Origin of the sequence: Asticcacaulis sp. AC402 (genome assembly GCF_000495835.1) — a bacterium.
Taxonomy (GTDB): Bacteria; Pseudomonadota; Alphaproteobacteria; order Caulobacterales; family Caulobacteraceae; genus Asticcacaulis.
Window position 1 is genome coordinate 288,933 of record NZ_AWGC01000006.1, and the last position, 25,804, is coordinate 314,736.

At 59.9% G+C, this 25,804-nt stretch carries 31 protein-coding genes; 11 read left to right on the forward strand and 20 right to left on the reverse strand.

What is annotated here, in order from left to right:
• The first annotated feature begins 124 nt into the window (after positions 1 to 124).
• Positions 125 to 1,063 carry a Gfo/Idh/MocA family protein gene (locus tag ABAC402_RS24920; protein WP_023448389.1) on the forward strand — a complete coding sequence of 313 codons (939 nt, stop codon included), beginning with the start codon at positions 125 to 127 and terminating at the stop codon, positions 1,061 to 1,063.
• Positions 1,064 to 1,294: 231 nt separating this feature from the next.
• On the opposite strand, the gene ABAC402_RS40565 is transcribed toward ABAC402_RS24920, so the two are convergent.
• The 6 genes from ABAC402_RS40565 to ABAC402_RS24950 form a co-directional block, all read right to left on the reverse strand.
• Positions 1,295 to 1,471: a hypothetical protein gene (locus ABAC402_RS40565; RefSeq protein ID WP_023448390.1), complete on the reverse strand. Its 177-nt coding sequence runs from the start codon at positions 1,469 to 1,471 to the stop codon at positions 1,295 to 1,297.
• Between the two features lie 93 nt (positions 1,472 to 1,564).
• Positions 1,565 to 2,251 carry an NnrU family protein gene (locus ABAC402_RS24930; RefSeq protein ID WP_023448391.1) on the reverse strand — a complete coding sequence of 229 codons (687 nt, stop codon included), beginning with the start codon at positions 2,249 to 2,251 and terminating at the stop codon, positions 1,565 to 1,567.
• Between the two features lie 76 nt (positions 2,252 to 2,327).
• The gene (locus ABAC402_RS24935; RefSeq protein WP_023448392.1) at positions 2,328 to 3,059 is read right to left on the reverse strand and encodes a hypothetical protein; all 732 of its coding nucleotides are present in this window, start codon (positions 3,057 to 3,059) and stop codon (positions 2,328 to 2,330) included.
• Positions 3,060 to 3,134: 75 nt separating this feature from the next.
• Positions 3,135 to 3,815 carry a hypothetical protein gene (locus tag ABAC402_RS24940; RefSeq protein ID WP_023448393.1) on the reverse strand — a complete coding sequence of 227 codons (681 nt, stop codon included), beginning with the start codon at positions 3,813 to 3,815 and terminating at the stop codon, positions 3,135 to 3,137.
• Between the two features lie 399 nt (positions 3,816 to 4,214).
• Positions 4,215 to 5,003, reverse strand: a complete 789-nt coding sequence (locus ABAC402_RS24945) for an exodeoxyribonuclease III (protein ID WP_023448395.1) — start codon at positions 5,001 to 5,003, stop codon at positions 4,215 to 4,217.
• Between the two features lie 42 nt (positions 5,004 to 5,045).
• Positions 5,046 to 5,375 (reverse strand): iron-sulfur cluster assembly accessory protein, encoded by a 330-nt coding sequence (locus ABAC402_RS24950; protein WP_023448396.1) that lies wholly within the window; start codon positions 5,373 to 5,375, stop codon positions 5,046 to 5,048.
• Positions 5,376 to 5,591: 216 nt separating this feature from the next.
• On the opposite strand from ABAC402_RS24950, the gene ABAC402_RS24955 reads away from it, so the two are divergent.
• Positions 5,592 to 6,752, forward strand: a complete 1,161-nt coding sequence (locus ABAC402_RS24955) for a deoxyguanosinetriphosphate triphosphohydrolase (RefSeq protein ID WP_023448397.1) — start codon at positions 5,592 to 5,594, stop codon at positions 6,750 to 6,752.
• A gap of 190 nt (positions 6,753 to 6,942) precedes the next feature.
• Here the strand turns inward: ABAC402_RS24955 and ABAC402_RS41210 are convergent, their stop codons facing one another.
• Genes ABAC402_RS41210 through ABAC402_RS24965 form a run of 3 tightly spaced genes read right to left on the reverse strand, consistent with a single transcriptional unit; the run spans position 6,943 to position 8,205 of the window.
• Positions 6,943 to 7,110, reverse strand: coding sequence for a VOC family protein (locus tag ABAC402_RS41210; RefSeq protein ID WP_369751338.1), 168 nt, complete (start codon positions 7,108 to 7,110; stop codon positions 6,943 to 6,945).
• Complete coding sequence (locus ABAC402_RS41215) at positions 7,101 to 7,340, reverse strand: VOC family protein (protein WP_023448398.1); 240 nt, start codon at positions 7,338 to 7,340, stop codon at positions 7,101 to 7,103. Before ABAC402_RS41215 ends, ABAC402_RS41210 begins: the two co-directional genes overlap by 10 nt.
• Before the next feature lies 1 nt (position 7,341).
• Complete coding sequence (locus ABAC402_RS24965; protein ID WP_235079909.1) at positions 7,342 to 8,205, reverse strand: GGDEF domain-containing protein; 864 nt, start codon at positions 8,203 to 8,205, stop codon at positions 7,342 to 7,344.
• Between the two features lie 255 nt (positions 8,206 to 8,460).
• Between ABAC402_RS24965 and purE the strand changes: the two genes are divergently transcribed.
• The 3 genes from purE to ABAC402_RS24980 are packed head-to-tail and all read left to right on the forward strand — an operon-like array spanning position 8,461 to position 10,318.
• On the forward strand, positions 8,461 to 8,952 hold the full coding sequence (purE, locus tag ABAC402_RS24970; RefSeq protein WP_023448400.1) for a 5-(carboxyamino)imidazole ribonucleotide mutase: 492 nt from the start codon (positions 8,461 to 8,463) through the stop codon (positions 8,950 to 8,952).
• A complete protein-coding gene (locus ABAC402_RS24975; protein WP_023448401.1) occupies positions 8,952 to 10,037 on the forward strand; it encodes a 5-(carboxyamino)imidazole ribonucleotide synthase in 1,086 nt (361 codons plus the stop codon). The genes purE and ABAC402_RS24975 overlap by 1 nt, the downstream gene beginning before the upstream one ends.
• Positions 10,037 to 10,318, forward strand: coding sequence for a YciI family protein (locus tag ABAC402_RS24980; protein WP_023448402.1), 282 nt, complete (start codon positions 10,037 to 10,039; stop codon positions 10,316 to 10,318). The genes ABAC402_RS24975 and ABAC402_RS24980 overlap by 1 nt, the downstream gene beginning before the upstream one ends.
• Before the next feature lie 191 nt (positions 10,319 to 10,509).
• On the opposite strand, the gene ABAC402_RS0119805 is transcribed toward ABAC402_RS24980, so the two are convergent.
• The gene (locus ABAC402_RS0119805) at positions 10,510 to 11,181 is read right to left on the reverse strand and encodes a COQ9 family protein (protein WP_040409822.1); all 672 of its coding nucleotides are present in this window, start codon (positions 11,179 to 11,181) and stop codon (positions 10,510 to 10,512) included.
• Between the two features lie 253 nt (positions 11,182 to 11,434).
• Between ABAC402_RS0119805 and rpsU the strand changes: the two genes are divergently transcribed.
• The 3 genes from rpsU to ABAC402_RS24995 all read left to right on the forward strand — a co-directional run bounded on the left by rpsU (position 11,435) and on the right by ABAC402_RS24995 (position 12,738).
• Entirely contained in the window at positions 11,435 to 11,686 is a 252-nt protein-coding gene (gene rpsU, locus ABAC402_RS24985; RefSeq protein WP_023448404.1) for a 30S ribosomal protein S21, read from the forward strand.
• A gap of 87 nt (positions 11,687 to 11,773) precedes the next feature.
• The gene (locus tag ABAC402_RS24990) at positions 11,774 to 12,151 is read left to right on the forward strand and encodes an acyl-CoA thioesterase (protein ID WP_023448405.1); all 378 of its coding nucleotides are present in this window, start codon (positions 11,774 to 11,776) and stop codon (positions 12,149 to 12,151) included.
• Between the two features lie 89 nt (positions 12,152 to 12,240).
• Positions 12,241 to 12,738: a hypothetical protein gene (locus ABAC402_RS24995; RefSeq protein ID WP_023448406.1), complete on the forward strand. Its 498-nt coding sequence runs from the start codon at positions 12,241 to 12,243 to the stop codon at positions 12,736 to 12,738.
• 163 nt (positions 12,739 to 12,901) lie between these two features.
• On the opposite strand, the gene ABAC402_RS25000 is transcribed toward ABAC402_RS24995, so the two are convergent.
• From ABAC402_RS25000 to ABAC402_RS25045, 10 genes are all read right to left on the reverse strand, one after another.
• Positions 12,902 to 13,567 carry a hypothetical protein gene (locus tag ABAC402_RS25000; RefSeq protein ID WP_023448407.1) on the reverse strand — a complete coding sequence of 222 codons (666 nt, stop codon included), beginning with the start codon at positions 13,565 to 13,567 and terminating at the stop codon, positions 12,902 to 12,904.
• Between the two features lie 6 nt (positions 13,568 to 13,573).
• Positions 13,574 to 14,266 (reverse strand): hypothetical protein, encoded by a 693-nt coding sequence (locus tag ABAC402_RS25005; protein WP_031235210.1) that lies wholly within the window; start codon positions 14,264 to 14,266, stop codon positions 13,574 to 13,576.
• 129 nt (positions 14,267 to 14,395) lie between these two features.
• Positions 14,396 to 14,557 (reverse strand): hypothetical protein, encoded by a 162-nt coding sequence (locus tag ABAC402_RS39640; RefSeq protein WP_023448409.1) that lies wholly within the window; start codon positions 14,555 to 14,557, stop codon positions 14,396 to 14,398.
• Positions 14,558 to 14,599: 42 nt separating this feature from the next.
• The gene (locus ABAC402_RS25010) at positions 14,600 to 16,009 is read right to left on the reverse strand and encodes an NAD(P)(+) transhydrogenase (Re/Si-specific) subunit beta (protein WP_023448410.1); all 1,410 of its coding nucleotides are present in this window, start codon (positions 16,007 to 16,009) and stop codon (positions 14,600 to 14,602) included.
• 10 nt (positions 16,010 to 16,019) lie between these two features.
• Positions 16,020 to 16,373: a proton-translocating transhydrogenase family protein gene (locus tag ABAC402_RS25015; protein ID WP_023448411.1), complete on the reverse strand. Its 354-nt coding sequence runs from the start codon at positions 16,371 to 16,373 to the stop codon at positions 16,020 to 16,022.
• Between the two features lie 40 nt (positions 16,374 to 16,413).
• Positions 16,414 to 17,547, reverse strand: coding sequence for a Re/Si-specific NAD(P)(+) transhydrogenase subunit alpha (locus ABAC402_RS25020; RefSeq protein WP_023448412.1), 1,134 nt, complete (start codon positions 17,545 to 17,547; stop codon positions 16,414 to 16,416).
• A 621-nt stretch (positions 17,548 to 18,168) separates the two neighbouring features.
• Entirely contained in the window at positions 18,169 to 18,423 is a 255-nt protein-coding gene (locus ABAC402_RS25030) for an aa3-type cytochrome c oxidase subunit IV (protein WP_023448414.1), read from the reverse strand.
• 68 nt (positions 18,424 to 18,491) lie between these two features.
• Entirely contained in the window at positions 18,492 to 19,460 is a 969-nt protein-coding gene (locus ABAC402_RS25035) for a helix-turn-helix domain-containing GNAT family N-acetyltransferase (RefSeq protein ID WP_023448415.1), read from the reverse strand.
• Positions 19,461 to 19,664: 204 nt separating this feature from the next.
• On the reverse strand, positions 19,665 to 20,930 hold the full coding sequence (locus tag ABAC402_RS25040; protein ID WP_023448416.1) for an amidohydrolase family protein: 1,266 nt from the start codon (positions 20,928 to 20,930) through the stop codon (positions 19,665 to 19,667).
• Between the two features lie 120 nt (positions 20,931 to 21,050).
• Positions 21,051 to 22,853 carry a M3 family oligoendopeptidase gene (locus ABAC402_RS25045; protein ID WP_031235214.1) on the reverse strand — a complete coding sequence of 601 codons (1,803 nt, stop codon included), beginning with the start codon at positions 22,851 to 22,853 and terminating at the stop codon, positions 21,051 to 21,053.
• Positions 22,854 to 23,063: 210 nt separating this feature from the next.
• Between ABAC402_RS25045 and ABAC402_RS25050 the strand changes: the two genes are divergently transcribed.
• From ABAC402_RS25050 to ABAC402_RS0119810, 3 genes are all read left to right on the forward strand, one after another.
• Positions 23,064 to 24,515: a sigma-54 dependent transcriptional regulator gene (locus ABAC402_RS25050; RefSeq protein ID WP_031235215.1), complete on the forward strand. Its 1,452-nt coding sequence runs from the start codon at positions 23,064 to 23,066 to the stop codon at positions 24,513 to 24,515.
• Between the two features lie 181 nt (positions 24,516 to 24,696).
• The gene (locus ABAC402_RS25055) at positions 24,697 to 24,918 is read left to right on the forward strand and encodes a hypothetical protein (RefSeq protein WP_023448419.1); all 222 of its coding nucleotides are present in this window, start codon (positions 24,697 to 24,699) and stop codon (positions 24,916 to 24,918) included.
• Positions 24,919 to 25,263: 345 nt separating this feature from the next.
• Positions 25,264 to 25,804: calcium-binding protein (locus ABAC402_RS0119810; protein WP_031235216.1), on the forward strand; the 541-nt coding region annotated here is incomplete at its 3' end.

A 25,804-nucleotide genomic window follows, 5' to 3' on the forward strand; every position in this document is an offset into this window, starting at 1 on the left:
ACAAAGCGCTTTGTGGCAGGATCACAGGGCTGTGCACAGATTAACAGCGCGGTTTCTATTCGATTTTTGCCGCAAAGCGGTCTAGACAGGCCGCCGAACGATGAGACACAGCGAAGAGGACGGCATGGCCAGACAGTTGCGGGCGGGCGTGGCGGGCGCCGGGGTATTCGGCGGTTATCACGCCAACAAGTACAAACAGGCTTCCGACATTGCGTTTGTCGGCATCTACGACCTCGATGCTGCCCGCGCCCAGACGCTGGCGGAGACCCATGGGGTTCAGGCTTTCGGCGGTGACGATCTGGACGTTTTCCTGTCGTCGATCGATGTCGTCACCATTGCCACGCCGGCCTTTGCCCATGCGGCGGTGGCCTTGGCAGCGCTGGAAAAGGGTGTTCATGTCTATACCGAAAAGCCTTTGACGGTGACTTCGCGCGATGCAGAGGCCATGGTTTCGCTCGCCCAGGAGAAAGGCCTGGTGCTGGCCTGTGGTCACCAGGAACGTGCCGTGTTCGAGGCCATCGGCCTGTATGGCGTGCCGGAAACTCCGCTGCAGTTGGAAGCCGTGCGCAACGGTACAGCATCGACGCGCAATCTCGACGTATCGGTCGTGCTGGACCTGATGATCCATGACCTGGATCTGGCTATTTCGCTGGCCGGCTGCGAGGCCGGCGGGTTGCGGGCGGTTGGGCGCCGCCGTGAGGACGAGGGTTATTCCGCTGTCGGCGCCGACGAGGTCAGCGCAGAGGTCGATTTCGAAAACGGCATGAAGGCGATATTCACAGCGTCACGCATGGCACAGATGCGTGAGCGGACCATGCGGATCGTCTATCCATCGGGAACGGTATTCATCGACCTGCTGAACCGTAAGTTCGAGAACGGGACGCCGTTCGCGCTCAACGCTGATTTTGCCGAGGCCGATATCGCCCGCGATCCGCTGGGGACCAGTGTGTTCCGCTTCCTCGACACGGTGCGTGGGGAACGGGAGCGGCCGCTGTGCAGCGGTGTCGAGGCGCAACAGGCGCTGGTCCTGGGCTTTGCGATAGATGAGGACGTAGCGTTTTAGCACTTGAGATTGCGAATTCGGCGGACGGTTCGACCTTCGCGAGGTTTTGAACCACGAACCACACGAACAGACACGAACTTCACGATGTGCTTGCTTGCATCGTGAGTTCGCCCACCTCTTTATGCAGGGGCCGATACGCGTCGGACAGGAGAGGCCTGACGTTCGTGTAGTTCCTGGTGAAATCTTGCCTACGAACTGGTCGGCTGACTATCGGTTTCAGCCGCTTCACATCTAATGCGACTGGCCTTTGAAGATGAGCCCGAACGCCAGGACGCCGAAGGCTCCGGTCATCAGCCAGTACTGATACTCCGTCAGATACTGGACCTCCTGGAAACGGCCGACCAGGCTGGCTATGGCAAGCGCCACGGACACGAAGAACAACAACAAGGTAAAAGCCGACAGCTTCATAGTTCTAACGCACCCACCCACGCATCTGTTTTTCAGATATTAGCGGCTATTTGTTCAAAGATTTGTGACAAGATCAACCGTTTTTGCACGCACTCACAAAGCTCGCACGATAAAGAGCATTTCATGCAACACGGCAAACATCGAGAACATAGAGAGCGCCAGCAGCATACGTGCAATCCCCAACTCCTCAGGGGCGAATGCAGTGCGGCCGTCTATGATGGCGACGAAGGGAATAATCGACGTGCGGCGCATGATCGACGCGTAGGTCTCGCCCATCAGGGCCAGCCGTTTGCGGTCGATATTGGCGGCGCCAAGGGCACAAACACCGATCAGAGATCCAAAGAACAGCCAACTCGCCAGGTTCCCGCTGCTGATAAAATGCATAATTGCCCACAGCCCGATGCCGGCGAGGACGGGGTGCCGCGAAATCCGAATGACGCCGTAGACACTCTTGTCAGGCAACTGCCAAAGGGCCAGCAGGTTGGTCGGTGAGGGCGTCGTAATCCCCAGGATGACCAGGAAGAAGGCGACGAAATTCACGACGAGGCCGATGATCTTCAGCGGCAGGGGGGCCGTCCATAAGACAAAATTCAGGGTGTCGTCCTGGGCGATGGCAAAGGCCACGCACATGCCGATCAGGCTAACGACCGACAGGATCGCGAAGATGATATAATAGGCCATACCACCGATACGACCGATAATTTGCTCTTTCAGATGGGTGCCACTGATCATCAGATGGATGCAGAGGAAGAAGGCGCACGTTAGTGCCAGAGTCCACATGGTCGTTCCGGAGGTTACTTTGCGGCAAGGTTAACAGCTTTTTCGCCCGCGCCAAGCCGCGCCGTGCAAACGCACGTCAGATGTAGGGGATAAGCGGCGCGTTAAGCACATCGCCTTCCGATTTTTTCGGCGATGACGATGCTGCCGGAGGCAGGGCCGGCGCCGGTTCGGACGAAGCCGGCGCAGGCCCTGCTACCTTGGCAGGCTCTGGCACAGGCGCATGGAGGGCGGGTGGTGGCACCTTGACATGGACCGGACGGCGCAGAATGGCCTCGACGTGGTGGAACCACTTTCTGGCCCGGGCCATGGCGGCGCGCGGCCCTTCGGCGCGAGCGGTCAGGGCATCGTCCGGGCGCCACAGGATCAGCTGGAAATCGGGTTGGATCGGATCGTCGAAGATCAGACGTACCGTGACGTCGTTGACCGTCGGCGCGATGTCGTCGATCGCCTTGTAGGATCCGGTATCCAGCGGCTTGGCTGAACCGGCGCGGACGACGCGCGCGAAGATGCGGCCGTCGACAAAGACTTCAAGGCCGTACAGATCGGCAACAGTATAGATGCGCGTCGGAAGCTTGCCGAAGTTGCGGACGATAACAATCTTGTCGGCAGCGTAGGAGATGGCGCAGGCGGCTTTGCGCACCGGCTCGATCGACTCGACATCCGGCCTCGCGCCGCCAAGGGCTTCCTTGACTTCGTCTTCGAGTTTCTTTGGTTGCTCGACCCGCGATTCGTAGATCCGGTAAAGGATAATCAGAACGGCAAGTGCGGCAGCGGACAGAATGACAAGGGCAGGCAGAAAGGTCGGCACGGGGAACCTGATCAGCTGAGATACTATTTCGATTTAACCATAGTTCCGGCGGCGCGTTAAGTCTTAACCGCGTATTCAGTGTTTTTCATCGTCGTCCGTGTCGTTTTCGACATCGTCGTCCCACGGCGGAGGGTCATTGATGGTCGATTCTTGTGCGGGTTTTGGCAATGTCGTTCTTTGGGCAACGGCAACTGGCTCGTCGTCGTCGGCCGGATAGGCTGCCGGCGTTGCGGGCATTCGCTTGTTCACCGCATCGACATGGGAAAGCCATTTTCGGCCCAGACGGACGGCTTCCGCGGCGGTTTTGGCGTGGACCGGGTTGTGGCTGACCTCGCCGAACAGGTTCAGTTCAAACTCTGGCGTTTCGACGTCGTCGAACATCAGACGCAAGGTAACGCGTGAGGCATTGGCATGGGTTTCATTGAGCACGCGGCGCGGCTCACCGCGCTGGGCGCGCGCGACGACTCTTTCGTCGACGATCAACTCGGCGCCTTCGATCTCGTCAAAAGCATAGACCAGGCCTTGAGCGCCGTTGTTCCACATGACCGCCAGGTCGCCCGCGGTGAAGTCCAGCCCCGCCGCCTTACTGCCGCTGAGGTCATAAACGATGGCGTCGGCCGGTTTGCCCAGGGCGGTTGTGAGGGCGCGTTGGAGGCGACGGGTAGCTTCGAACCACCACATCAGACCCGAAGCGATCAGGGTCAGAGCAATCCCTGCGAACAGAAAATACAGCAGGATGCGCGCGACATGGTCCATGGATAGGGGACCTTCATGGTCAAGAAAAACTTAAGATGTTGGAAAGCCGTTAAAATTCGGTTTGCGTGGGCAATTTGAGCAAGGTCTTCGGCGCTACATTACGCCAGGCCATCCAAAGCTCGCTGGTGGCGGTCGCTTCGTCAGCCCGGGTGGTGTGAAAACAGGTCCAGCCCTTGCCCCCCAATCGCCCTTAATCGGTCTGAAGATCACGGGTCTTGCCTCGCAAAGCATGTGTTGTTGTTTGGGCGTCAGCTTCAGGACAGCTATGGCTTGATCGCTGCGCGAGGCGAAAATTTTGTTGCGGATACGGGCGTCGGTGCTGTCAGACTGTGGGGCGGCCTCCGCCTGCGGAAACGACAGGGCCAGGGCGCGAAAGGCTTGCGGCGCCATTTGCGGGCGTCATGCCAGTTCGATAACGACGGGGACATGGTCCGACGGCTTGGCCTCGTCATGGCTGCGGCCGCGGGTATCCTTGTGGATGACCAGGTCAGTCAGCCGGTCGGCAGCCTGGGGCGACAGCAGATGGTGGTCGATGCGTATGCCTTCGTTCTTTGGCCAGGCGCCGGCCTGGTAGTCCCAGAAGGTGTAGCGGTTGCCGTCCGGCGGCAAAACATCGAAAGCATCGGTATAGCCAAGATTTTTCAGGCCCTGATACGCCTGGCGCACGGCCGGCTGGTAAAGGGCGTCGTCCAGCCATACGCTTTCTTTCCAGCAGTCGGCCCTGGTCGGGATGATGTTAAAGTCGCCAGTAATGACAGTGGCGTCTTCCAGCGTCAGCAACTCTGTGGCGCGTTCGTGCAGGCGCTCCAGCCAGCGCAGCTTGTAAGCGTATTTGTCGGTGCCGAGCGGATTGCCATTGGGCAGGTAGATGCCGACGAAGCGCACGGGGTGCGGTGCTTCGATTAGGGCTTCGATGTAGCGCGACTGTTCGTCGCTGTCGTCGCCGGGCAGGCCTTTGGCGACGTCGCTGAGCGGGAATTTCGACAGAATGGCGACGCCATTCCACGTCTTCTGGCCGAAAACAGCACAGTTATAGCCCAGCGACTCGAAAGCCTCATAGGGGAACTTCTCATCCAGGCATTTGATTTCCTGCAGGGCGCAGACATCGGGCGCGGCCTGCGCGAACCATTCAAGCACCAGCGGCAGGCGGGCATTGACCGAATTAACGTTCCATGTAGCGAGTTTCATGCCGACGTGTTTAGGCGGGCAGGGGGATTCCCGCAAGCACTGTTACAGCGCAAAACTCGTCCCGCAGCCGCACGAAGCGACGGCAAGGGGGTTCAGGATTTTGAACTGCGAGCCCACCAGTTCCTCGACATAATCGATCATCGACCCGGCCATTAAAGGTGCCGACACATCGTCGACAAGGGCCGTGGCGCCTTCATGCGTGATCTGTGAATCTTCGGGCGTGGCCGTGTCGGTCAGGTCCAGGACATACTGAAAGCCGGAACAGCCGCCGCCTTCGACAGTGACGCGCAGCATGACGGCGTGGCCGGCTTCGGCACTGAGTTGGTTGAGGTGCTTCGCGGCGGAGGCAGTGAGGGTTATGTTGTGGCTCATAAGGCGTAATATGGCGGTATTTGCTGGGATTTTCACCCCTTAACATCGAAAATTTAGGCCGATGTTACATTTTATTGTATAGGGACGCGATATGCTTAGAGCGCGCTTCGATCCGGAAGAAGCGGATCGGCGCTCTAAGTTTTTGCTTTTACGCGCATCTCTATCCGAAAAGTGTGCCACACTTTTCGGTATGCGCTCTGACGAAAGACGCGCCTGATGAGCCTGGCACCTTACGCCGAAGACGTCACCAAGAGCCTCGGCCGGCTCCATCCGCAGCCGGAAAGTCCCACCCGCACCGCTTTTGCGCGCGACCGGGACCGCATTATCCATTGCACCGCTTTTCGTCGCCTTAAGGGCAAGACCCAGGTGTTTGTCGCCAATGAGGGTGACTATTTTCGCACGCGTCTGACTCATTCGCTGGAAGTGGCGCAGATTGCCCGGTCTTTGGCCCATTCGATGAAGTTGAATGAGGACCTGTCTGAGACGATCGCCTTGTCGCACGACCTGGGCCATCCCCCCTTCGGTCACGCCGGAGAGGATGAATTACACAAGTGTATGGAGCCGTGGGGTGGCTTTGATCACAATGTCCAGACGTTCCGGGTGATCACCAAACTGGAGACGCGGTATCCGGGGTTCGACGGCTTGAACCTGACCTGGGAAACGCTCGAAGGGATTGTCAAGCACAACGGGCCGGTCGGGCACCATATGGCCGAGCCCTCGTGGAAGGCGATCGTCGATTTCAACGAGCAGTGGGATTTGCGGCCGGACAGCTACGCCTCGCTGGAGGCCCAGGTGGCGGCGATCTCGGATGATATTGCGTATAATAATCACGACGTCGACGACGGTTTGCGCGCAGACCTCTTTACGATCGGAGATTTGCTGGAAGTGCCTTTGATCGGGCCAGCCTTGCGTTCAGTGCAAAAGGACTGGCCGAATATCGACAACCGGATGCTGCGCCTGGAAGGGGTGCGGCGGATGATCGGGACGATGATCGAGGATGTTGAGGCCGAAACGGCGAGACGGTTGGCGGCAGACGGTATTCTGTCGGGGGAAGAGGCTCGAAGTGCCAAACGCCAGATGGTAGCGTTTTCGAAAGGCGTATTCGACGACCTGACGCGGCTGCGCGCATTCCTCTTTGAACGGATGTACAAACATTACAAGCTGAACCGCACAAGGTCGCATGCGCGACGGACGCTGAACGAGATGTTTTTCCTGTTTATGAACGAACCGGATACCTTGCCGACCGAATGGTTCCAGGTTGTATGCGCCAAGGATTCGGAAGTCGCGCGGGCCCGGGTGATTTGTGACTATATTGCCGGCATGACGGATGCTTTCGCCATCGAGGAACATCGGAGGCTGTTCAGCTTTATCGGCTGAAATACATGCGTCAAGTTTGTTTGAAACTCTCGTCTCTTCGTTGGTGATTGTCGAACATAGTTCGGATGAATTTGCCGGTTCTTCTGTCAACAGCTGCCGTAATGAGCGTCAAAGGACATAGTCCATGTCCATCAACCAGATTTCAAACTGATCGTGCTTATCGAAAGACATAATCATTCTTCTCATTTTTTTATGGATTGGCGGGCTGCAACAGATCCCACAAATTCCCAAACCGATCCCGAAACACGCAGACCTTTCCGTAAGGTTCGACCCGTGGCTGCTCACGAAACTCGACGCCGGCAGCCCGATACGCCGCAAAATCCCGGTCGAAATCGTCTGTGAACAGTATCAGGAACACGCGCCCCCCCCCGTCTGATTGCCGATTTGCGCCGTCTGTTCCTGTCTCACAGCCCGCGCCAGCAGCAACCGCGTCTCGGACGAACCCTTCGGCGCCACAAGCACCCAGCGCTTGCCGCTGCCCAGGTCGCTGTCCTCGATCAGGTCGAACCCGAGATCGCCGCAATAATGGGCTATGGCCTCGTCATAGTCCGGCACCAGCACAGTCAAAGCGGCAACGTGCAGCTTCACGTCACCGGGCAGACTTCTTGACCAAAAACATCGCGGCATCGGCCTCACTCAACCAGGCTTCCGCCGTCGTCTGGCCGGCAAAGGCACGCACACCGAACGACCCGCCGGCCTTCAGGTACAGGCCCCTATACTCAAAGGTCCCCATCATCAGTTCCGCCTCAAGCTTCATGGCCTTGACACGCGAGGATTTCAGGTCCGCCCGGCGCAGCAGGATGGCAAATTCATCGCCGCCGATGCGGGCGACGGCATCACCCTCACGAACGCTGATCTTCAAGGTCTCGGCGACATAGATCAGCGCCGCATCGCCGGCGCCGTGACCATAGGCGTCATTGATCGCTTTGAAATTGTCCATGTCGAGATAGATCAGACAGGCCTCTTCGCCATAGCGCTTGCAGTCGGCCATCGCGCGGTGAACCTCGCGCAGAAAAGCCCGGCGGTTGAGGGTTGGTGTCAATACGTCGCTGTCGGCCTGGTCCTGCGCCGATTGCAAGTCCAGGCGCTGCTGATGGATCTGTTCGCGCAGGCGTTCATTCTCCATCATCAGCGACTCGATCAGCGCCTGGGCAGAGGCGGGCCATTCATTCTGCAGCCCTTCCACTGAAGCAGGCGCCACCGGCGGGTCTGCATGCAAGGCCGCATCGAGGCGAGCAAATGACGCAGCGATGGCCTCTTCTGGTCGCAATCTTTGCGGTTCTTCGGAAATGCTGAGGGCGTGGCGCACCGGTATTGCGGCGGAGGCCGGCACGGGATCATAGGCGGGTATAGCCGCCTGGGCTTCGAAATGCTGAGCCAGAAGAATCTGCATCGACGCCGTGGTGGCCCGTCGAACGGGTTCCTGGTCTTGCGCAGGCAGGGAAGGGTTCATGTCTGGCATCAAAAGCGTGCTAGGGCTGGAGGTGTGCGGGCACAGGCTATTTACGGCCCGTCTGACACCTTATGAAAGCACAACCGCGGGTGCGGCGCAATGCCGTCACAGGCGCAATTTCCGTTGATTTGAAGGCTGAAAACATCAGAGCCGGATAAGGTGGTAAACGCCCCGCAGGCGGGGTGAAATCGGTGCTTGCAGTGCCAGGCTTTTCCCCTATATACCCCGCACTTTCAACGCCTGGAGAGGATTGTCATGGCTGCCACGCCGCCCGTCGCCATTATCATGGGGTCGCGATCCGACTGGAACGTCATGAAGGCCGCCGCCGCCGCGCTCGATTCCCTGGGCGTTGCCTACCACGCGAAAGTTGTGTCAGCCCACCGCACGCCCCAACGCATGGTCGAATTTGCCACTGGCGCCAGGGCTGCCGGATACAAGGTTATCATCGCCGGCGCCGGGGGGGCAGCGCACCTGCCTGGCATGACCGCCTCCATGACCACCTTGCCCGTCCTGGGTGTCCCAGTCCCGCTGAAGGATGGCTTGAAGGGCATCGACTCGCTGCTCAGCATCGTACAGATGCCGGGGGGGATCCCCGTCGGCACTCTGGCGGTGGGTGAGGCCGGCGCCAGGAACGCCGGGCTGCTGGCGGCGCAGATCCTGGCGTTAAATGACCCCGAACTGACCGCCCGCGTCGAAGCTTTGCGCGCCACCCAAACCGACAATGTCCCCGATACGGTGGAAGATTGATGCAGGCTTTGGAACTGGGGGCAACGATCGGTATTCTGGGCGACGGCCAACTGGGCCGGATGCTGAGCCAGGCAGCGTCGCGGCTGGGCTTTAAGGTTGTGATCTTCGGGCCCGACGCCGAATCGCCGGCGGCCCAGGTGTCGCTGACTTCCAAAGTTGCCGCCTATACGGATGAAATCGTCCTGGCTCGGCTTGCCGAACGTTGCGATGTTATCACGTTCGAATTTGAAAACGTCCCGGCGGCGAGTCTCGATTTTCTCTCGAGTCTGGGCGCTACCGTGGCGCCTTCGTCCAGAGCCCTTCGCATGACCCAGGACCGGGTGCTGGAAAAGCGTTTCGCCCGTGATCATGGCATTGAGACGGTGGATTTCCGTGCTGTTGACAGCCTCGATGACCTGAAGGCAGCCGTGGCCGATCTGGGCCTGCCGTCATTGCTGAAGACCCGCCGCGAAGGCTATGACGGTAAGGGGCAGGTATGGATCAAGTCAGTTGGCGACCTGGAAGCGGCCTTTGACACCTTGCATGGTCGGCCGGCGATCCTGGAGGCCAAGGCCAACTTTGCGCGAGAGATATCCGTCGTGGCGGCGCGCAACTGGGACGGAGCGGTTTCGACCTTCCCGATCGGCGAAAACCACCATGTTGGTGGTATCCTGTCGACAACCCTGGCGCCAGCCCAGATTGGCAATGATTCGGTGGGGCAGGCCCATGTTATCGCCAGGAAGGTGCTGGAGGGGCTGGACTATGTTGGCGTACTGGCGGTTGAGTTGTTCGTGTTGAACGACGGGCGCTTGCTGCTCAACGAGATAGCCCCGCGTGTGCACAATTCCGGGCATTGGACCCAGGACGGCTGCCTGTGCGACCAGTTCGAGCAGCACATCCGCGCCGTCGCAGGCTGGCCGCTCGGAGATACAACGGCGCGCTGTACGGTCGAGATGACCAACCTGCTTGGCGCGGATATTCTCGACTGGGAGCGACTGTCCGCGGAAGCCCGGGCGCGCCTCTATGTCTACGGCAAGGATTTTTCGCCAAAAGACGGGCCAAGACCTGGCCGCAAGATGGGCCATATCAACCGGATCAAGACCTGATGATTATCGCAACCCTGACCTACAAGGTGTCCACCGAAGACCTCGATCATCATATCGACGCTCACCGAGAATGGCTGACGGCCGGCATCGAATCTGGCCACCTGCTGGCAGCGGGGCGCAAGGTGCCGCGTACCGGCGGTATGCTGCTGGTGCGCGGTGAACTGGATGAGGTCAAGGCGTGGGCCGCGACCGATCCCTTTGCGGTCAGGGGTTTGGCAGACTATGACTTTACCGAGGTCGCCGTGACGCTGACGGCGGACGGTCTGGCGGGGTTGAAATAGTTGCCTGACGCTATGGTGCGGTTGTTTCTCAAGCAAGACGGAAACCTCGGACGCCTGTGCGGTGGAGTCCACTTTAGCGGATTGCGCTCTGGGCCGACCCGGTCATGGCGACCCAGGCCGGATCAGGTCCCGGTTCGCTGGTATAGGCCCGCTCATGACGAGGCAGCCCCAGCCTTAGAACCGCAAAGCCTTCAAAGGGAGGCGCCTGGCGGGGGTTCGACGCCGAACCGAAGTTGGCCCAGGCTTTTGGCGAGATTGAGCATCAGGTCTTCCGGCTTGGCCGGCAGTTGCGCCTTGAACTTTTCATAGGCCATGACAGCGTCAATATTGCGCCGGACCTGATCGAGTTGCGCGTCACGGCCCTGGCTAAGACGGGTCACCAGCGCTGTTGACAGAATGCCGCAGACGATCACGCGCTTGGAATAGTGGTTTTCGTCCAGCGCCTTGTCGCCGGCCAGGATCCAGATGCGGCCGGCGGTCGTCCACAGCAGGCGGTGGAACAGAGCGGCGTGGTGGGGCAGGGCGAAGAACCCCATCAGGCGGCGCGCAACGCGTTCATCCGTCGCGGCAGCATCAAGGCGCAGATTGAGCAGATGCGCGATCTTCTCGCGAATCTTCATTCCGGCAATGGTACCGGCGACGTCATCGAGGGCCAGATCATGGCTGCGCCACAGGATGGCGGCAATGTCCGAAGCGCCGTTGGGTGCGATCAGATCGCGCATACCGTCGCTGATCCGGATCAGGCGGGAGCCGGCGTCGAGGCTGGACCGGTTCAGGCCCATATCCGGCACGAACCGAGCCACCGCGTCGGCCAAACAGGATTCAGCGTCTTTCAGGTCGGAGAAGTGAACGTACGAACTCATATCGCCAGGATAGTCGTTGTGCGACCATCCGCCAAGGGCGGAAAATGTCGCAGGTGGTCCCAATATACCAAAAAAGCCTGACAGAACTTCCTTTTCACGCACGCTTCGTATGGACATGGTTCTGGGTCTGATGTATGGCCATGCGACCTTCCCGCAGACCAACCGGTTTGCGGGCTTAACTTTTTATTCGACTGATATGGCTATTCCTCGCAAGGGGGCCTCGCAGGGGCGGCCGCTATGACAGTCCCGAACCGTGAATGGAGAGAGACCTCTGGTACAGATTTTCGTCCGTGACAACAACGTCGATCAGGCCCTCAAGGCTCTGAAGAAGAAGATGCAACGTGAAGGCTCATTTCGTGAAATGAAGCGCCACGTGCACTATGAAAAGCCCTCCGAGAAGCGCGCCCGTCAGCAGGCCGAAGCGGTGCGCCGCGCTCGCAAGCTGGCTCGCAAGCGCATCCAGCGCGAAGGTGGTGCCGCTCCGGTTCGGACTGCCAAGGCTTAAGTCACGGCTTGCCAAGTCATTGCTTGAAAACCATTCCGAAAAGGCGTTGAAGGCGGACCTTCGGCGCATTTTTCCTTTGGAGCCCCTGTGGACCAGCTCGATCCGAACGACCTCGCGATTCTGACCACCGCCATGCCGGCTGATACCAATCCGTCGGGAGATATCTTCGGCGGCTGGCTGATGGCCCAGATGGACCTGGCCGCCGGCAATGTCGCGTCGCGCACAGCCCGTGGCCGTGTCGCCACCATTGCCGTTGACGGCATGGCCTTCCTGACGCCGGTCAAGGTCGGCGATGAAGTCAGCGTCTACGCCAAGGTCATGTCGATCGGCCGTACCTCGATGAAGCTCAAGGTCGATGCCTACCGCCGGCTGCGCGACAGCGACGCCAAGATTCGGGTGACTGAAGCCATTTTTACGTTTGTGGCGATCGATGCGACCGGGCGCCCGCGTTCAGTTGAGTTATGAACCCCCTTTCGCCAGATTAAAATTGTGTTAAGAATGCGTCAAACTCCCCTGCGAGGGAGGCAAGCCGACAACAGGCCGAGGTAGCATACATGGTGAAATCGACCTTCTTCAGCCGTTTTCAGGAATGGCTTTCCGAGTGGGACGAAACCAAGACTCGTCAGGTCCTGGTCGTTGTTCTGGCCCTGCTGGTCGGCCTTCTTGTTGGACTCATCATCGACACCGCCATGCGTCTGCTCGGCGACTTCACGTTTCCGCCGCCGCCGGTTCTCAACATGGCCGACAAGGAGCAGCTCAAGGCGTTGTACGCGACCATGCCGGGCGAGGCCTTCGCTATCAAGATACTGTCGTGGTGCCTCGGCACTCTGGCCGGCGGTTACACCGCTGTGCGCGTCGCAAAGATGGGGCAATTCCCGTCCTGGATTGTTGGTGTCCTGCTGTATGCCGGTTATCTGATCGGCATGATTGGCCTGCCGGTTCCCATGTGGGTTGTCTTCACGTGCCCGCTGCTGGTCGCCGCCTGCGCCTATGGGGCGGGTTGGCTGGGGATGTACATCACAGTCCAAAAAGAGATAAAGGCCCAGGCCTAGAGCGCAATCCGATAAAGTGGATACCACCGCACGGGCGCTCCCGTTTTCGGAAAACTTGCGCGATAAAACAAAAACTTAGAGCGGGGTTTTGATTCCATCAAAACTTATCCCGCTCCAGGCACGTCTCGCGGGCTGAAAACCGTCATCTCCTTGCGACACGGTGCTATTTTTGTTTAGGGACGATGAACATTGCCGTTGGTGTGCGATCGAGCGTGATGCGGGTTGCGTCAGCCGCATCGGCCGGGAAAAAGCAGGGCGCTGGCGCTTTTCCTGAGGTTTGCAGTTTCAAAGTCAAAATCTTGCCCGACTTGGTGGCGAGCGTTCCGCTTTTGGCGCCCTCGAAACAGACAGCCTTGTAATCAGGTACGGCCAGGCTGAATAAGCCGGCCGCCTTCTTGGCGCCGTCGCGGGCCTGCTTGACCGCCATTGCCAAAGGAACGGCGTCCATCGATACGTCGGGTGCCAGGTTAGGAATCAACTGGATATCGATTCCCATCTTGCCGTCCTTCGGTGCCGTGAACGCAATTTCGCGCTTGGCCTTCAGATCGGCAGCCGTTGGTAACGGTGAAACACGGCCACTGGCGGCGATACTCAGCGGCTTGTCGCCGGAAGGTCCCTTCAGGACGAGGGACACCCGCTTTTTGTCCAGGCTGTCGAACTGATAAAAATAGGCAATTGAAAACTGATCGCGCTGATTAGCCGGTATGCCGTAATAGGTTTCCAGGAACGGAAACAGCTTTTCCGCTGCAATGTTTTTTGTTTCAGCCAGGGCTGTTGACGCCATAAGCACGAGGGGGAGGGCCGCCGCCGCGGCCTTTGCAAATGTCATGACAACCTATTTCGGAGGCGTGTCGAACAGAGCGGTCGAGGCCGCTTTGGTCAGGTTGATGCGGCTGGCGCCCGGAAACTGCGACGGCACGAAAAAGGGCGTGCCGGCCGGATATTCGCCGTTGGCACCGGTCCTGGGCAGTGGCTTTTTCTGGCCGCCGACCTCGACCGTGCCGTCCCCGCCGCCGACGAAGTAGACGCGGTCCAGCTTTTTCAGGGCCAGCGCCATGGCGCCGGCGATCTTGCTCATCGCGCCATTGCCCTGTTTGATGCCCAGGGCCAGGCCGGCAGCATCATACGATTTTCCGGCCGGTTGCGTCGAGTGAACCTTGATCTTGGGACCGATGGTGCAGGTCTTTGGCATGTTCATGGTGATGGTCGCACCGCCATTGAGTTGGTCGCGGTTCGGCAAAGGGGTGATGCGGCCGTCGGCGGCGATGCGCAGGGGCGTTTCCTTGCCGCCGGCATTCAGGGTAGCGGTGACCTTCGAGGTGTCGCAGTTCTTGATGCGCAGGTTATAGTAGACACTGACCTGGCTGCGCTCATCGGCTGGCAGGTTGAGGAATTTTTGCAGGCCGGGCAGGGCTTCGGACGCCTTGCCAGTCTGGTTGATCATATCCTGCGCCATGGCCGGCACGGCGGATAGCACGATTGCGGCCGACACAGCGACGGCGGCCGTCTTGACAAGATTACGCAACACCTTAGGTCCCTCGATCATCGCCCCAGTTAGAGCGCCTGTGTAACATAGCGACGCGATCGTGCCAAATTGTGGCTGAACGGCGGGTGAATGATGGCGGGCGTTCAAGCCTTGTAACGAATTCTGGGGGCGTCAATCCTCGGGGAAGTGGTCATCCTCATAGGCAGAAATCAGCTCGAGCAGGGCCTGCAGTTCGTCGCCTTCGGGCGAACCCGGGGGCGCACCCGTGAGGGCTTCAAGCCGCTTGAGCGCCTGGTCGTAGTCGGCCTCTGTCCTCAGGAATTCATACTGCATGTTATGGGGCCAAGGGGACTTGCCTCCTTGCCTTTCCTTGCTTCAGAGTCCCTTGACAATCCCTTCGACCATCTTCTTGGCGTCGGCGAACAGCATCATGGTGTTGTCGCGGAAGAACAGCTCATTCTCCACCCCGGCATAGCCCGCTGCCATACCGCGCTTGACGAACAGCACGGTGCGGGCCTTTTCGACGTCCAGGATCGGCATGCCGTAGATAGCAGAGGTCGGGTCGGTCTTGGCGGCGGGGTTGGTGACGTCGTTGGCGCCGATAACAAAGGCCACATCGGCGGTCGCGAACTCGCTGTTGATGTCTTCCAGTTCGAAGACCTCATCGTACGGCACATTGGCTTCGGCCAACAGCACGTTCATATGGCCGGGCATACGTCCTGCGACCGGGTGGATGGCGTATTTCACCTCGACGCCTTCTTCCTTCAGTTTGTCGGCCATTTCGCGCAGGGCGTGCTGGGCCTGGGCGACCGCCATGCCATAGCCCGGCACGATGATGACCTTGGAGGCGTTCTTCATGATGAAGGCGGCGTCTTCGGCCGAGCCCGTTTTCACCGGGCGGGTTTCGACCTTGCCACCGGTGGCCGCTGCGGTATCGCCGCCGAAGCCGCCCATGATGACGCTGAAGAAGTTGCGGTTCATCGCCTTGCACATGATGTAGCTGAGGATCGCCCCTGACGAACCGACCAGGGCGCCGGTGATGATCAGCGCGATGTTTTCCAGCGTGAAACCCAGGGCCGCCGCAGCCCATCCGGAATAGGAATTCAGCATCGAAACGACGACGGGCATGTCGGCGCCGCCGATGGGGATGATCAGGGTTATGCCCAGCACAAGCGACAAAACGAAGATGCCCCAGAAGGCCCAGGTGGCGCGGCCTTCGGTGGCGATCATGACGCCGACAAGGGCGACGATGGCGACGCCGAGGGCGATATTGAGCAGGTGGCGCGCCGGCAGGATGATCGGAGCGCCCGACATGTTGCCGTTGAGCTTGGCGTAGGCAATGACCGAACCGGTGAAGGTGATGGCGCCGATGGCGCAGCCCAGGGCCAGTTCGATGATCGACTGAAGCTTGATGCCGTCGATGCCGTTGTCGATATGGAAGGCGCGCGGGGCATAGAGGGCGCCGATGGCGACCATGCAGGCGGCCATGCCGACAAGGGAGTGGAAGGCGGCGACCAGTTGCGGCATGGCGGTCATGGAGACCTTGCGCGCGACGACGGTGCCGATGGTGCCGCCGGCAGCGATACCTGCCAGGATCAGGACGATGGTCACCGGATCAAGGGCGTTGTTGAGCAGGAGGGCGATGATGGTGACGCCGACGGCGATGGTCATTCCGACCATGCCGTAGAGATTGCCCTGACGCGAGGTTTCAGGCGACGACAGACCACGCAGGGCCAGGATAAAGAGTACGCCAGAGACGAGGTAGGCGAGAGTAATGAGTTCCATTTTTGTTGCCCTACCGCTTCACTGCTTGAGGGCTTTCGTGTGTTCCCCCTTCAGTTTTCTTTTCTTTTTTCTTGTACATGGCCAGCATCCGTCGGGTGACCATGAAGCCGCCGAAGATGTTGACGGCGGCCAGGGCCGAGGCGATGGCGCCGGCGCCCTTGGCAACCCAGGTGTTTATATCGGCGCCGGCTGGGCCGGCGGCCTGCGACGCCGCGGCGATCAAAGCGCCGACGATGATGACCGACGAGATGGCGTTGGTAACGGCCATCAGCGGGGTGTGCAGGGCCGGTGTGACGCTCCACACGACGTAGTATCCGACGAAGATGGCCAGAACGAAGATGGCGAAGTGAAATACGGTTTCCATGGTTTATCCTTTGCCCTAACGCGTTGCTGTTTGAGGGCAGTTATCCCTTGAGATTCGGATGGACGACCGCGCCGCCCTGGGTGACCAGCGACGCCTTGAGGATCTCGTCCTCGTAGTCGGGCGCCAGATTGCCTTCCTTGTCGATCAGCAGGCCGACAAAGGCCTGCAGGTTCCTGGCGTAGAGCGCCGAGGCGTCGGTGGCGATAGTGGCGGCGATGTTGGAGAAGCCTATAATCCTGACGCCGTTGACGTCGACGACCTGATCGGCGACGCAACCCTCGACATTGCCGCCTTGCGGCGCGGCCAGGTCGATGATGATCGAGCCTGGTTTCATCGAAGCCACCTGTTCCTTGGTGACCAGGATCGGCGCGGCGCGGCCGGGGATCAGGGCCGTGGTGATGACGATGTCTTGCTTGCCGATATGGCTGGTGATCAGCTCGGCCTGTTTGGTCTTGTATTCGGCCGACATTTCCTTGGCGTAGCCGCCGGCAGTCTGGGCGTTCCTGAATTCCTCGTCTTCGACGGCGATGAACTTACCGCCAAGTGATTCGACCTGTTCCTTGGTGGCCGGGCGGACGTCGGTGGCGGTCACCACAGCGCCCAGGCGGCGGGCCGTGGCGATGGCCTGGAGACCGGCGACGCCGACCCCCATGATAAAGGCCTTGGCCGGGGCAACGGTGCCGGCTGCCGTCATCATCATTGGGAAGGCCTTGCCGTAGGCGGCGGCAGCTTCGATGACGGCGCGGTAGCCGGCAAGGTTGGCCTGGGACGACAGAACGTCCATGACCTGGGCGCGGGTGATACGCGGGACGAATTCCATGGCATAGGCATTGGCATTGGCGGCGGCCAGGCCATTCAGCGCGTCCTTGTCGCGATAGGCGTCGAGTTGAGCGATAACCGAGGCGCCAGACTTGAGGGCGGCGATCTCGCTGGACTGGGGCGGGCGGACTTTCAGGACTATGTCCGCGCCGTCCAGAGTTTCAGTCGTTGTGCCGGTAGTGGTGGCGCCGGCAGCGGCATAGGCCTCGTCGCTGACCGAAGCGCTGAGGCCGGCGCCGCTCTGGACGCGGACAGTATGGCCAGCGCCGGTCCATTTCTTCACCGTGTCTGGCGTCGCGGCGACGCGAGTCTCACCGGCGTGCGATTCCTTGAGAATTGCGATGGTAACGGCCACGTTGTTTTCCCTTATATGGCAAAGCGGTACGCAAGATTACCCGCTGCGACTCTGCTGGTCGCTTAAGTGAATTATGGTTTGTTAGGTGCAAACGACGGCTGAGTCAAAGGACGGTTGCGTGAAACATCGTGCCGGTGGGCCAAAGAAAGAATTTTGACCACGAAAGACACGAACAGATACGAACAGATACGAACTTCAGGGGTTGCCCGATGCTCCTATGGTTTATGCGCGGTTCGCAGCTTCGGCCTCTGCCGTTACGCGCGAGGCGCATTTAACGATGCGCGCAATTTGTCCGACGATGCGCGTTTTGCGCAATCACGCGTTTGCCTTGAGGCTTAAAGACAATGAAGGCGCCTGGCGCGGGCGCAAGCCCAAAAGTTCGTGTCTGTTCGTGATGTTCGTGGTCAAAGACCTTTACTTCGGGCTAAGGCAAGCTGAACAGAGTCCTCTGAGGCTCATGAGCTCATCGACCGCGCGATACGCGTCATAAGTTAGTGACGGTTTTCCGGCTTCAGATCCCCGGTGCGGGAGCAAGCGGGTTGCCGGTATCACGTCCCGAGTATGCCTGAACAGAGGCGAACCACCCCTGCTGATGGTCGCTTGGGTTCGCCGGGTTTAGACTCAGTGGGCCGGGTCGGCCTTCTTCTTCAGCAGGAACCAGCCGGCGACGCCGACGACAACAGCGCAAACACCCGCCGCGATCAGACCCAGCTTGGTGCAGGTCAGAATAATGACGAAGGTCAGGAACACGGCCAGGTTCAGGCTGCCCCACTTGGTGAGGGCTGCGAACAAGCCATAGGTGCCGCGGTGCTGGTGGATATCCATTTCGCCGCGCACATAGTCGCCGTGGCTGTCGTGATCGTGATGGTCGGCCATTTGGGTCCTCGGACTTACGCAAATCAAAGATTCTTCTCGCTCTTACAAAAGCCCACGCCTTTGGTCAATCACGTGAGGACCTTTTCCAGCGAGATGTCCGACCGCTGATAGAGCTCGTGAAGTCCCGCGGCGCTGTCAACATAGCCCAGCTTGCGGTAGGTCGGCACGGCGTGGGGCAATTTGACGGAGGAGACCAGGTAGAGCTTGGTCAGGCCCAGCGACCGGGCATGATCCTCGACGACCCGCACCAGGGCGGTGCCGATGCCCTTGCCCTGGAAGACGGCCGAGACCGCCATCTTGGCCAGTTCATAGACGTCGTCGGTACGTTTGACCAGGGCGCAGGTGCCAACGATCTGGCCGTGGACGGCGGCCATGTATATGGCGCCGCCGGGGGCTATGATCAGGCCGTGCGGATCGGCGAACATCTGGCGATCGACCGGTTCGACGATGAAATACTGTTCCAGCCACTCGGTATTGAGCGCTTCGAAATAGCGCTGGTGGTCGTGATCGGCGGCGTTGAAGGGGACGATGTCGAGGCCATCGAGAATGCGCTCGCGTTTCAGGACGGTCTTTAGCCCGCGCGGAACGGCCTTGTCATCGACGGCCTCCTCCAGCCGGGCGACCAGGTTCAGGATTTGTTGGGCTTCGTGGCCGGGGAAGGCGGTTTCAAGCGCCTGGCGCAGGACGAACCACGCAGGTTCCAGTCGGGTGTGCAGGACCTGACCGGCCGGTGTGAGGGTGACCTGTTTGATGCGGCCGTCTTTGGTATCGGGTGTGAGTTTGATGAGGCCGGCTGCAATCAGTTGCTTGCAAAAGGCATTGACGGCCGCGTGGGACACGCCGAGCTGCTGCGACAAGGCCATCATGCCGATGCCGGGCTGTTTGTGGACCGTGCGAAAGAGCGGGAACCAGCGCGGCTCGAAGTCGAGTTTGTGCTCGTCATAAAAAGCTTTGACGGTGGCCATCATGCTTTCGCTCAGCACCCGGAAACGGGTGCCCAGCGCGAGGATTCCGAGGTCTTGAAGCGCTTGCGTCATTTAATACGTAATAAATTACACAAAGGCGCGAGTCAAGGTTCTCCGATGGTAAGGGTGATCCACAGAATGCTCAGATTACGCATATTTTTCAGTGGCATAACTCCGGCTATGCCCGCGGAGTCTTTCTGTTTTGGCGCGAAGCGCCGTTCTTTTATCTGTGCAATCTGTGTAATCTGTGGACCACTTTTCCGTCAGTATAGCCGTCTACGGTTCTTTCCGGACGACCTCGCCGCCCTTCATGACGAAGACCGGCTTTTCCAGCACGGTCACGTCGCTCAACGGATCGCCAACGACGCCAACCAGGTCGCCATAGTGGCCGGGTTTCAGGCTGCCGACGTCGTTTTCCCAGCCCAGCGCCTCTGCTGCCGTGACCGTTGCCGACTGGATCGCCTGCAAAGGCGTGGCGCCGTAACGGACCATGACGGCGAACTGTTTGGCGTTCTGGCCGTGCGGGTAGATGCCGGCATCCGTGCCGTAGATCATCTTCGCGCCGGCCTTTAGCGCCGTCTTGAAATTCTGGCGCTGAGCCTCGGCCAGTTCGAGGTCCTTACGCAGATTGTCGGCCAGGACGCCGTTCTTGGCGCCTTCGGCCTGGGTGTAGTCGGTATTGTAGATGTCCATCGACAGATAGGTGCCGTGCTTGATGGCCAGCTTGATGCCTTCGTCGTCGATCAGCGAAGCATGCTCGACCGAGTCGACCCCGCCGATAATCGCCGCCTTGATTCCCTCATAGCCGTGGGCGTGAGCGGCAACGCGCAGGCCGTCCATATGGGCTTCTTTGGTGATGGCCGAGATTTCTTCGATGCTCAGTTGCTGGGCGCCGGAAGACTTGCCGCGCGAAAAGACGCCGGCGGTAGCGCAGATCTTGATCACCGTAGCGCCGTATTTTCTAAGCGTTCGCACGGCCTTGACGCCTTCGGCCGGACTGTCAGAATTGAACGGCTCCTTGGCATTGAAGGAGGCCGGGAAGTAGGTATCGTCGCAATGGCCGCCGGTGGCGCCGAAGGCGAAGCCTGCCGTATCCATGCGCGGGCCCGGCACATAGCCGGCGTCGATACCTTCGCGTAGTCCAACATCGTTCCATTCATAGGAGCCGACATTGCGCACGGTCGTGAAGCCGGCAGTCAAGGTCTTTTCAGCATTGGCCACGGCGACCGTCATCCAGAAGCGATCGGAGAATTGCAGATAGGTATAGCCACTGAACAAGGGATCGGCGTCGATATGGACGTGCATGTCGATCAGGCCGGGCAGCAAGGTGACGCCGGGCAGGTCGACGCGCTCGGCTCCGGCCGGGATGGCGACACCTGATCCGGCAGCGGTGATGCGGCCGTCGGTGATCACAACGACGGGTTTAGTAATGACCTTGCCGGTCTCGACCTCGATCATGCGGTCCGCGGTGACCGCGACGGTCTTGGCATGGACGCCGGTGGCGGCAAGCGCCAGAACGGCAAGCGCGGCGATAGTTTTCATGATCGGCTCCTGGCTTTTAATATGCCTCATGTTTATCCGAAACGTGGCGGCCACTTTTTGGCATGAGGTTTTCGGCAGCCGATCACAAATCCTTCATAAGAGCAAGTTGCATCGCTGAAATTAAAGCAGCACCTCGAAGCCGTCGATCAGTCCTTCCAGACGGGCGCAGCCCATCTTCCAGAAGGCCTTGTCGCGCGGGTTCATGCCAAACGGCGCCAGCGCCTCGGTATAGGTCCTGGTTCCGCCGCCCGACAACAGGGTCTTGTACAGAGGCGTGAATCCGTTCGGATCCTGACGCCGCTTTTCCATCAGGGCCGACACCAGCAGGTCGCCAAAAGCATAGGCGTAGACATAAAAAGGCACGTGAACGAAGTGGCTGACATAGGCCCACCAGTATTCGTAACCCGCGTTCAGCTTGATCGCCGGCCCCAGGGATTCGCCCATGACCTCCAGCCAGATGGCATTGATCTGCGGCACAGCGACTTCACCATCCTGTCGGGCGGCATGGAAGCGTTCCTCGAAACGGTGGAAGGCGATCTGGCGGATGACGCTGTTCAGCCCATCCTCGATCTTGCCGGCCAGCAACGCCTTCTTGTCATCGGGTGCGGCGTCGGAGACCAGGTGTTCGAATACCAGGCCCTCGGCGAAGATCGACGCCGTTTCGGCCAGGGTCAGCGGCGTGTCGGCCAGGATGGAGCCCAGGGGCTGGCACAGGGTCTGATGGACGGCATGACCCAGTTCGTGGGCCAGGGTCAGGACCTCGCGGCGGTCGCCGGTGAAGTTCAGCATGACATAGGGGTGGCGGCTGGCTGTCACGGGGTGGGCGTAGGCGCCCGATGACTTGCCCGGGCGCGGGGCGGCGTCGATCCATGGCCGGTCGAAAAAGACCTGGGCGCGGTCGGCGAATTCCGGGCCCATCTGGCGGAAACTGTCGAGGACGATCTTTTTCGACTCTTCCCAGCCGTACTTTTTCTGCACCTCCTGGGTCAGGGGGGCGTTGCGATCCCAGAAGTCGAGCTGCTTCTTGCCGAGGATTTTCGCCTTGAGTCGATAGTAGCGGTGCGACAGGGCGGTGTAGGACTCAGCGACGGCATCGGCCATGGCATCGACGGCGTCCTTGTCGACCTCATTGGCCAGGTGGCGCGAGGCGGCCGGGGCTTCGTACTTGCGCCAGCGGTCTTCGACTTGCTTTTCGAAAGCGAGCGTATTCAGCGCCAGGGCCAGGACCGGAGCGTTGTCCTTCAGCGCTTCCGTCAGGCCGGCGGCAGCGGTCTTGCGCACGGCTGGTTGCGGCGACGACAGGCGCGTCAGGGCTTCGTTCAGGGTCAGGCTTTCTTTACCGACCTTGGCGCGCAGGCGGACGAGGGTTTCGTCGAACAGGCGCGTCCATTGGGCGACGGCCGGGGCGCGCTCCAGCATGAGTCGCTCCAGGTCAGCTGACAGTTCGTGCGGGCGCGAGGCGCGGACGCGGCGCAGCCACGGCCGCCATTTCTGGGCCTTGTCAACCGCCTTAAGGGCCTGTTCGATTTCCCAGTCGTCGAGCTTGTTCAGTTCCAGATTGAGGAACAGGCTGTCGGCCGAAATCATCGCGGCCTGGGCGCCGAGATCGGATTGGAGTTTGGAAATCTGCGGGTTTTCGCCGTCGATGGTCAGGGCCAGGGTGGCATAGGCCAGGGCGCCGCCCATGTCTTCGAGGGCCTTTTCGCTTAGGGAGGCCGCCTGATCGATCAACAGACCCAGGCGCTCCGGATTGCCGCGCGCCGACAGAAATGAGCCCTGAAGCTTGGCCAGTTCCTTGATGTGGGCTTCGCCGGAAGCAAAGTCCTGCGCGATCTTGGGATCTTCTGGCCCCGAATAGAGGTCTGTGAGGTCCCAGACGGGAAGGGCGGAATCGAGGTTCGTTGGCGTGTGTGTCATATTCATCGGCATAACCAAAAACCGGTATGAAATCGAGAAGGTTTTTCGTCTCGTTGTGGATGATATGGGTCTCGCGCGATTGGGGATAAGCGTTCAGAAACGGGACATTAACCCTCTCCTTCAATCCGATGTTCAACCTCTTTGGCTACAACTGTCTCAAAACAAACGTACCTCGCATCCCCGGGGCGCGTCTCAAAATGAGATGGTGTGCTGAAAATGGCCAAGACGATCCTGATCTGTGACGACGATCCGACGCAACGCCGCCTGATTCAGGCCGTGCTCGAACGCGAGGGCTTCATGGTCATGCATGCCGAGAACGGCGCCCAGGCCTATGATCGCCTGACGACCCTGCCCGGGATTGACGCCGTCATTCTCGACCTGGTTATGCCGGGCCAATCGGGCATCGATACGCTGAAAGAGGTTCGCGCCGCCGGTATCCGTACGCCGGTGGTGGTCCTGACCGCTTCGGGTGGGATCGACACGGTGGTCAAGGCCATGCAGGCCGGCGCCCAGGACTTCTTCATCAAGCCGGCGTCTCCGGAACGTATTCTGGTGTCGGTGCGCAATGCCCTGCAGATGGGCGACATGGCCGCAGAGGTCACCCGACTGAAGAAACACACCACCAACCGCACATCCTTCGATGACCTGATCGGCACCTCGGGCACCATGCAGATGGTCCGCCGCCTGGGTGAACGCGCCGCCAAGTCGTCTATCCCCGTCCTGATCCTGGGCGAAAGCGGCGTCGGCAAGGAACTGATTGCGCGCGCCATCCAGGGCTCGTCGGAGCGCGCCGGCAAGCCATTTGTCGCGGTCAACTGCGGTGCTCTCCCGGAGAACCTGGTCGAGTCCATCCTGTTCGGCCATGAAAAGGGGTCGTTTACGGGCGCTTCGGACAAGCACCTGGGCAAGTTTCAGGAAGCCAATGGCGGCACCCTGTTCCTCGACGAGGTCGGTGAACTGCCGCTGGACATGCAGGTCAAGCTGCTGCGCGCTCTGCAGGAAGGTGAGATCGATCCGGTCGGCTCCAAGCGCCCGGTCAAAGTCGATGTGCGCATCATTTCGGCGACCAACCGTAACCTGGCCGACCAGGTCAAGACCGGCCGGTTCCGCGAAGACCTGTTCTATCGTCTCAATGTTTTCCCGGTCGAGGCGCCAGCTTTGCGCGAACGTCGCGAGGATATTCCGGCCCTGATCGAGCATTTTATCCGTCGCTTCAATGTCGAAGAAGGCAAGCGCGTCACCGGCGTGTCCAGCGAAGCCTTGCAACTGCTGTGCGCCTATGACTGGCCGGGCAATGTCCGCCAGTTGGAAAACACCGTCTACCGCGCCATCGTCCTGGCCGACAGCCCGTACCTTCAGGCCTTCGACTTCCCGGCGATCAGCGGCCAGGCCATGCCGATGCCGGCAGCAGACGCAACGCGCGTGGCGACGGTCGAGGCGCATCACGAGGCGATTAACGCCCTGCCGGATGCACCGGTACGGATCCTGGATGCGGCCGGTCACCTGCGCAAGCTGGAAGACATTGAACGCGACCTGATCGAGCACGCTATTGGCGTCTATGCCGGCCATATGTCGGAAGTGGCCAGGCGCTTAGGGATTGGTCGTTCGACCCTGTACCGCAAGGTGCGCGACTGCGGGCTGGAAGGCCTGGTCAAGGAAGCGGGCTAACGGTTCTGGAGAGCGGCAAAGTTATGCGGCGGGTCGGTGACCCGCCGCTTTTTCCATGTTTGAGTGAAAATGTGCTCTGTGCCACTTTATAGGTAATTCATTTTGCACAACGGACATTTGGTGGTGACATCAAATTCTTACCCGCAGCTCGATCAGCTACTCGCTGTTGGGGGGGGATGACGTGAGCATTGCGGGCACCGGCAAGTACACGGTAAGCGACTTCATGGCGGCTCGAGGCAATCGTCTCGATATCAGCGCCTATTCCGGAGGTGTCGCCAATGCCGATCGCCTGAGTCTGGCTGGCGGCAATGTGCTGATCCACCGTGCTGATCCACCTGGGCGGCGGCAACACGGTAACGGTGTGGAAACCGTGCGCGTGGAGGCGATCCGGTATATTGGGTGATAACAACCGAAAGTATCTTCTGAATGCGAACTTTTAGCACCTGCGAAAGGCTTCAAATCGCATAGCTTTTTCGCGAATCGAATATATTTTCGTTTTTTGGCTACAAACGGCTTGCGAATAGCGTTCGATTGGTTAGTTTTGTTGGCGGTCCTCGCGTGCTGGGTGACGAGGGCTGCGAGGCGGTTTCGGTCTTGCGTGGTGTTTGGCGGTAATTTGCGGCGTCGCGTGTTATCTGATTGGCGCGCAGTTTTTCAACATATTTCAACCTGAACGGTCACTGCGTGTGGCCGACTAACGCTGTGCGCCGTTGTGGCGCCCTGCTGTGTGCTTAGGAGAGGCTCAATCATGGCAAAGTTTCGCGGTCTTAAGGACGATAAGATGGGTACGTTCGGTGAAAGCATCGGCGCACCTACAGGCGCTTCGATCATCCAGGCCAATTACATTGGTACCGCGGGCAATGACACATATAGCGCGGGGTCAGCCTCTGATTCGATTAGTGGCCGCGATGGCAACGATCTCTTGTCAGGTAACGGCGGGCATGATGCAATTTATGGCGAAGCGGGCAATGATACACTAAATGGCGGAACGGGCAACGACTGGTTGTCAGGCGGCAGTGGTGTTGATGTCCTAGATGGCGGCGACGGCTCGGACCTGGCTGTTCTCAACCTTTCAGATGAGGCCGTTGCGGTCACCTACAATATGGCGACTGCGGCGACTTCTGGCGGCTTTACCCTGGTCGACGGTACCGTCGTACGCAATATGGAAGAGGTCGACCTAACAACGGGCTTAGGGGATGACCAGTTATTCGTCTTCGGCGCCCAGAAGAATTTCACGTGGCATGGTGGTGGTGGCGTCGATACGCTTGTCGCCGACTATACGACTCTGA

What these genes read in the sequence shown, in the direction of transcription:
- ABAC402_RS24920 (WP_023448389.1), top strand. Translation starts at nt 125, where the DNA reads ATGGCCAGACAGTTGCGGGCGGGCGTGGCGGGCGCCGGGGTATTCGGC.
- ABAC402_RS40565 (WP_023448390.1), bottom strand. Translation starts at nt 1,471, where the DNA reads ATGAAGCTGTCGGCTTTTACCTTGTTGTTGTTCTTCGTGTCCGTGGCG.
- ABAC402_RS24930 (WP_023448391.1), bottom strand. Translation starts at nt 2,251, where the DNA reads ATGTGGACTCTGGCACTAACGTGCGCCTTCTTCCTCTGCATCCATCTG.
- ABAC402_RS24940 (WP_023448393.1), bottom strand. Translation starts at nt 3,815, where the DNA reads ATGGACCATGTCGCGCGCATCCTGCTGTATTTTCTGTTCGCAGGGATT.
- ABAC402_RS24945 (WP_023448395.1), bottom strand. Translation starts at nt 5,003, where the DNA reads ATGAAACTCGCTACATGGAACGTTAATTCGGTCAATGCCCGCCTGCCG.
- ABAC402_RS24950 (WP_023448396.1), bottom strand. Translation starts at nt 5,375, where the DNA reads ATGAGCCACAACATAACCCTCACTGCCTCCGCCGCGAAGCACCTCAAC.
- ABAC402_RS24955 (WP_023448397.1), top strand. Translation starts at nt 5,592, where the DNA reads ATGAGCCTGGCACCTTACGCCGAAGACGTCACCAAGAGCCTCGGCCGG.
- ABAC402_RS24965 (WP_235079909.1), bottom strand. Translation starts at nt 8,205, where the DNA reads ATGAACCCTTCCCTGCCTGCGCAAGACCAGGAACCCGTTCGACGGGCC.
- purE (WP_023448400.1), top strand. Translation starts at nt 8,461, where the DNA reads ATGGCTGCCACGCCGCCCGTCGCCATTATCATGGGGTCGCGATCCGAC.
- ABAC402_RS24975 (WP_023448401.1), top strand. Translation starts at nt 8,952, where the DNA reads ATGCAGGCTTTGGAACTGGGGGCAACGATCGGTATTCTGGGCGACGGC.
- ABAC402_RS24980 (WP_023448402.1), top strand. Translation starts at nt 10,037, where the DNA reads ATGATTATCGCAACCCTGACCTACAAGGTGTCCACCGAAGACCTCGAT.
- ABAC402_RS0119805 (WP_040409822.1), bottom strand. Translation starts at nt 11,181, where the DNA reads ATGAGTTCGTACGTTCACTTCTCCGACCTGAAAGACGCTGAATCCTGT.
- ABAC402_RS24995 (WP_023448406.1), top strand. Translation starts at nt 12,241, where the DNA reads ATGGTGAAATCGACCTTCTTCAGCCGTTTTCAGGAATGGCTTTCCGAG.
- ABAC402_RS25000 (WP_023448407.1), bottom strand. Translation starts at nt 13,567, where the DNA reads ATGACATTTGCAAAGGCCGCGGCGGCGGCCCTCCCCCTCGTGCTTATG.
- ABAC402_RS39640 (WP_023448409.1), bottom strand. Translation starts at nt 14,557, where the DNA reads ATGCAGTATGAATTCCTGAGGACAGAGGCCGACTACGACCAGGCGCTC.
- ABAC402_RS25010 (WP_023448410.1), bottom strand. Translation starts at nt 16,009, where the DNA reads ATGGAACTCATTACTCTCGCCTACCTCGTCTCTGGCGTACTCTTTATC.
- ABAC402_RS25015 (WP_023448411.1), bottom strand. Translation starts at nt 16,373, where the DNA reads ATGGAAACCGTATTTCACTTCGCCATCTTCGTTCTGGCCATCTTCGTC.
- ABAC402_RS25030 (WP_023448414.1), bottom strand. Translation starts at nt 18,423, where the DNA reads ATGGCCGACCATCACGATCACGACAGCCACGGCGACTATGTGCGCGGC.
- ABAC402_RS25035 (WP_023448415.1), bottom strand. Translation starts at nt 19,460, where the DNA reads ATGACGCAAGCGCTTCAAGACCTCGGAATCCTCGCGCTGGGCACCCGT.
- ABAC402_RS25040 (WP_023448416.1), bottom strand. Translation starts at nt 20,930, where the DNA reads ATGAAAACTATCGCCGCGCTTGCCGTTCTGGCGCTTGCCGCCACCGGC.
- ABAC402_RS25045 (WP_031235214.1), bottom strand. Translation starts at nt 22,853, where the DNA reads ATGAATATGACACACACGCCAACGAACCTCGATTCCGCCCTTCCCGTC.
- ABAC402_RS25050 (WP_031235215.1), top strand. Translation starts at nt 23,064, where the DNA reads ATGGCCAAGACGATCCTGATCTGTGACGACGATCCGACGCAACGCCGC.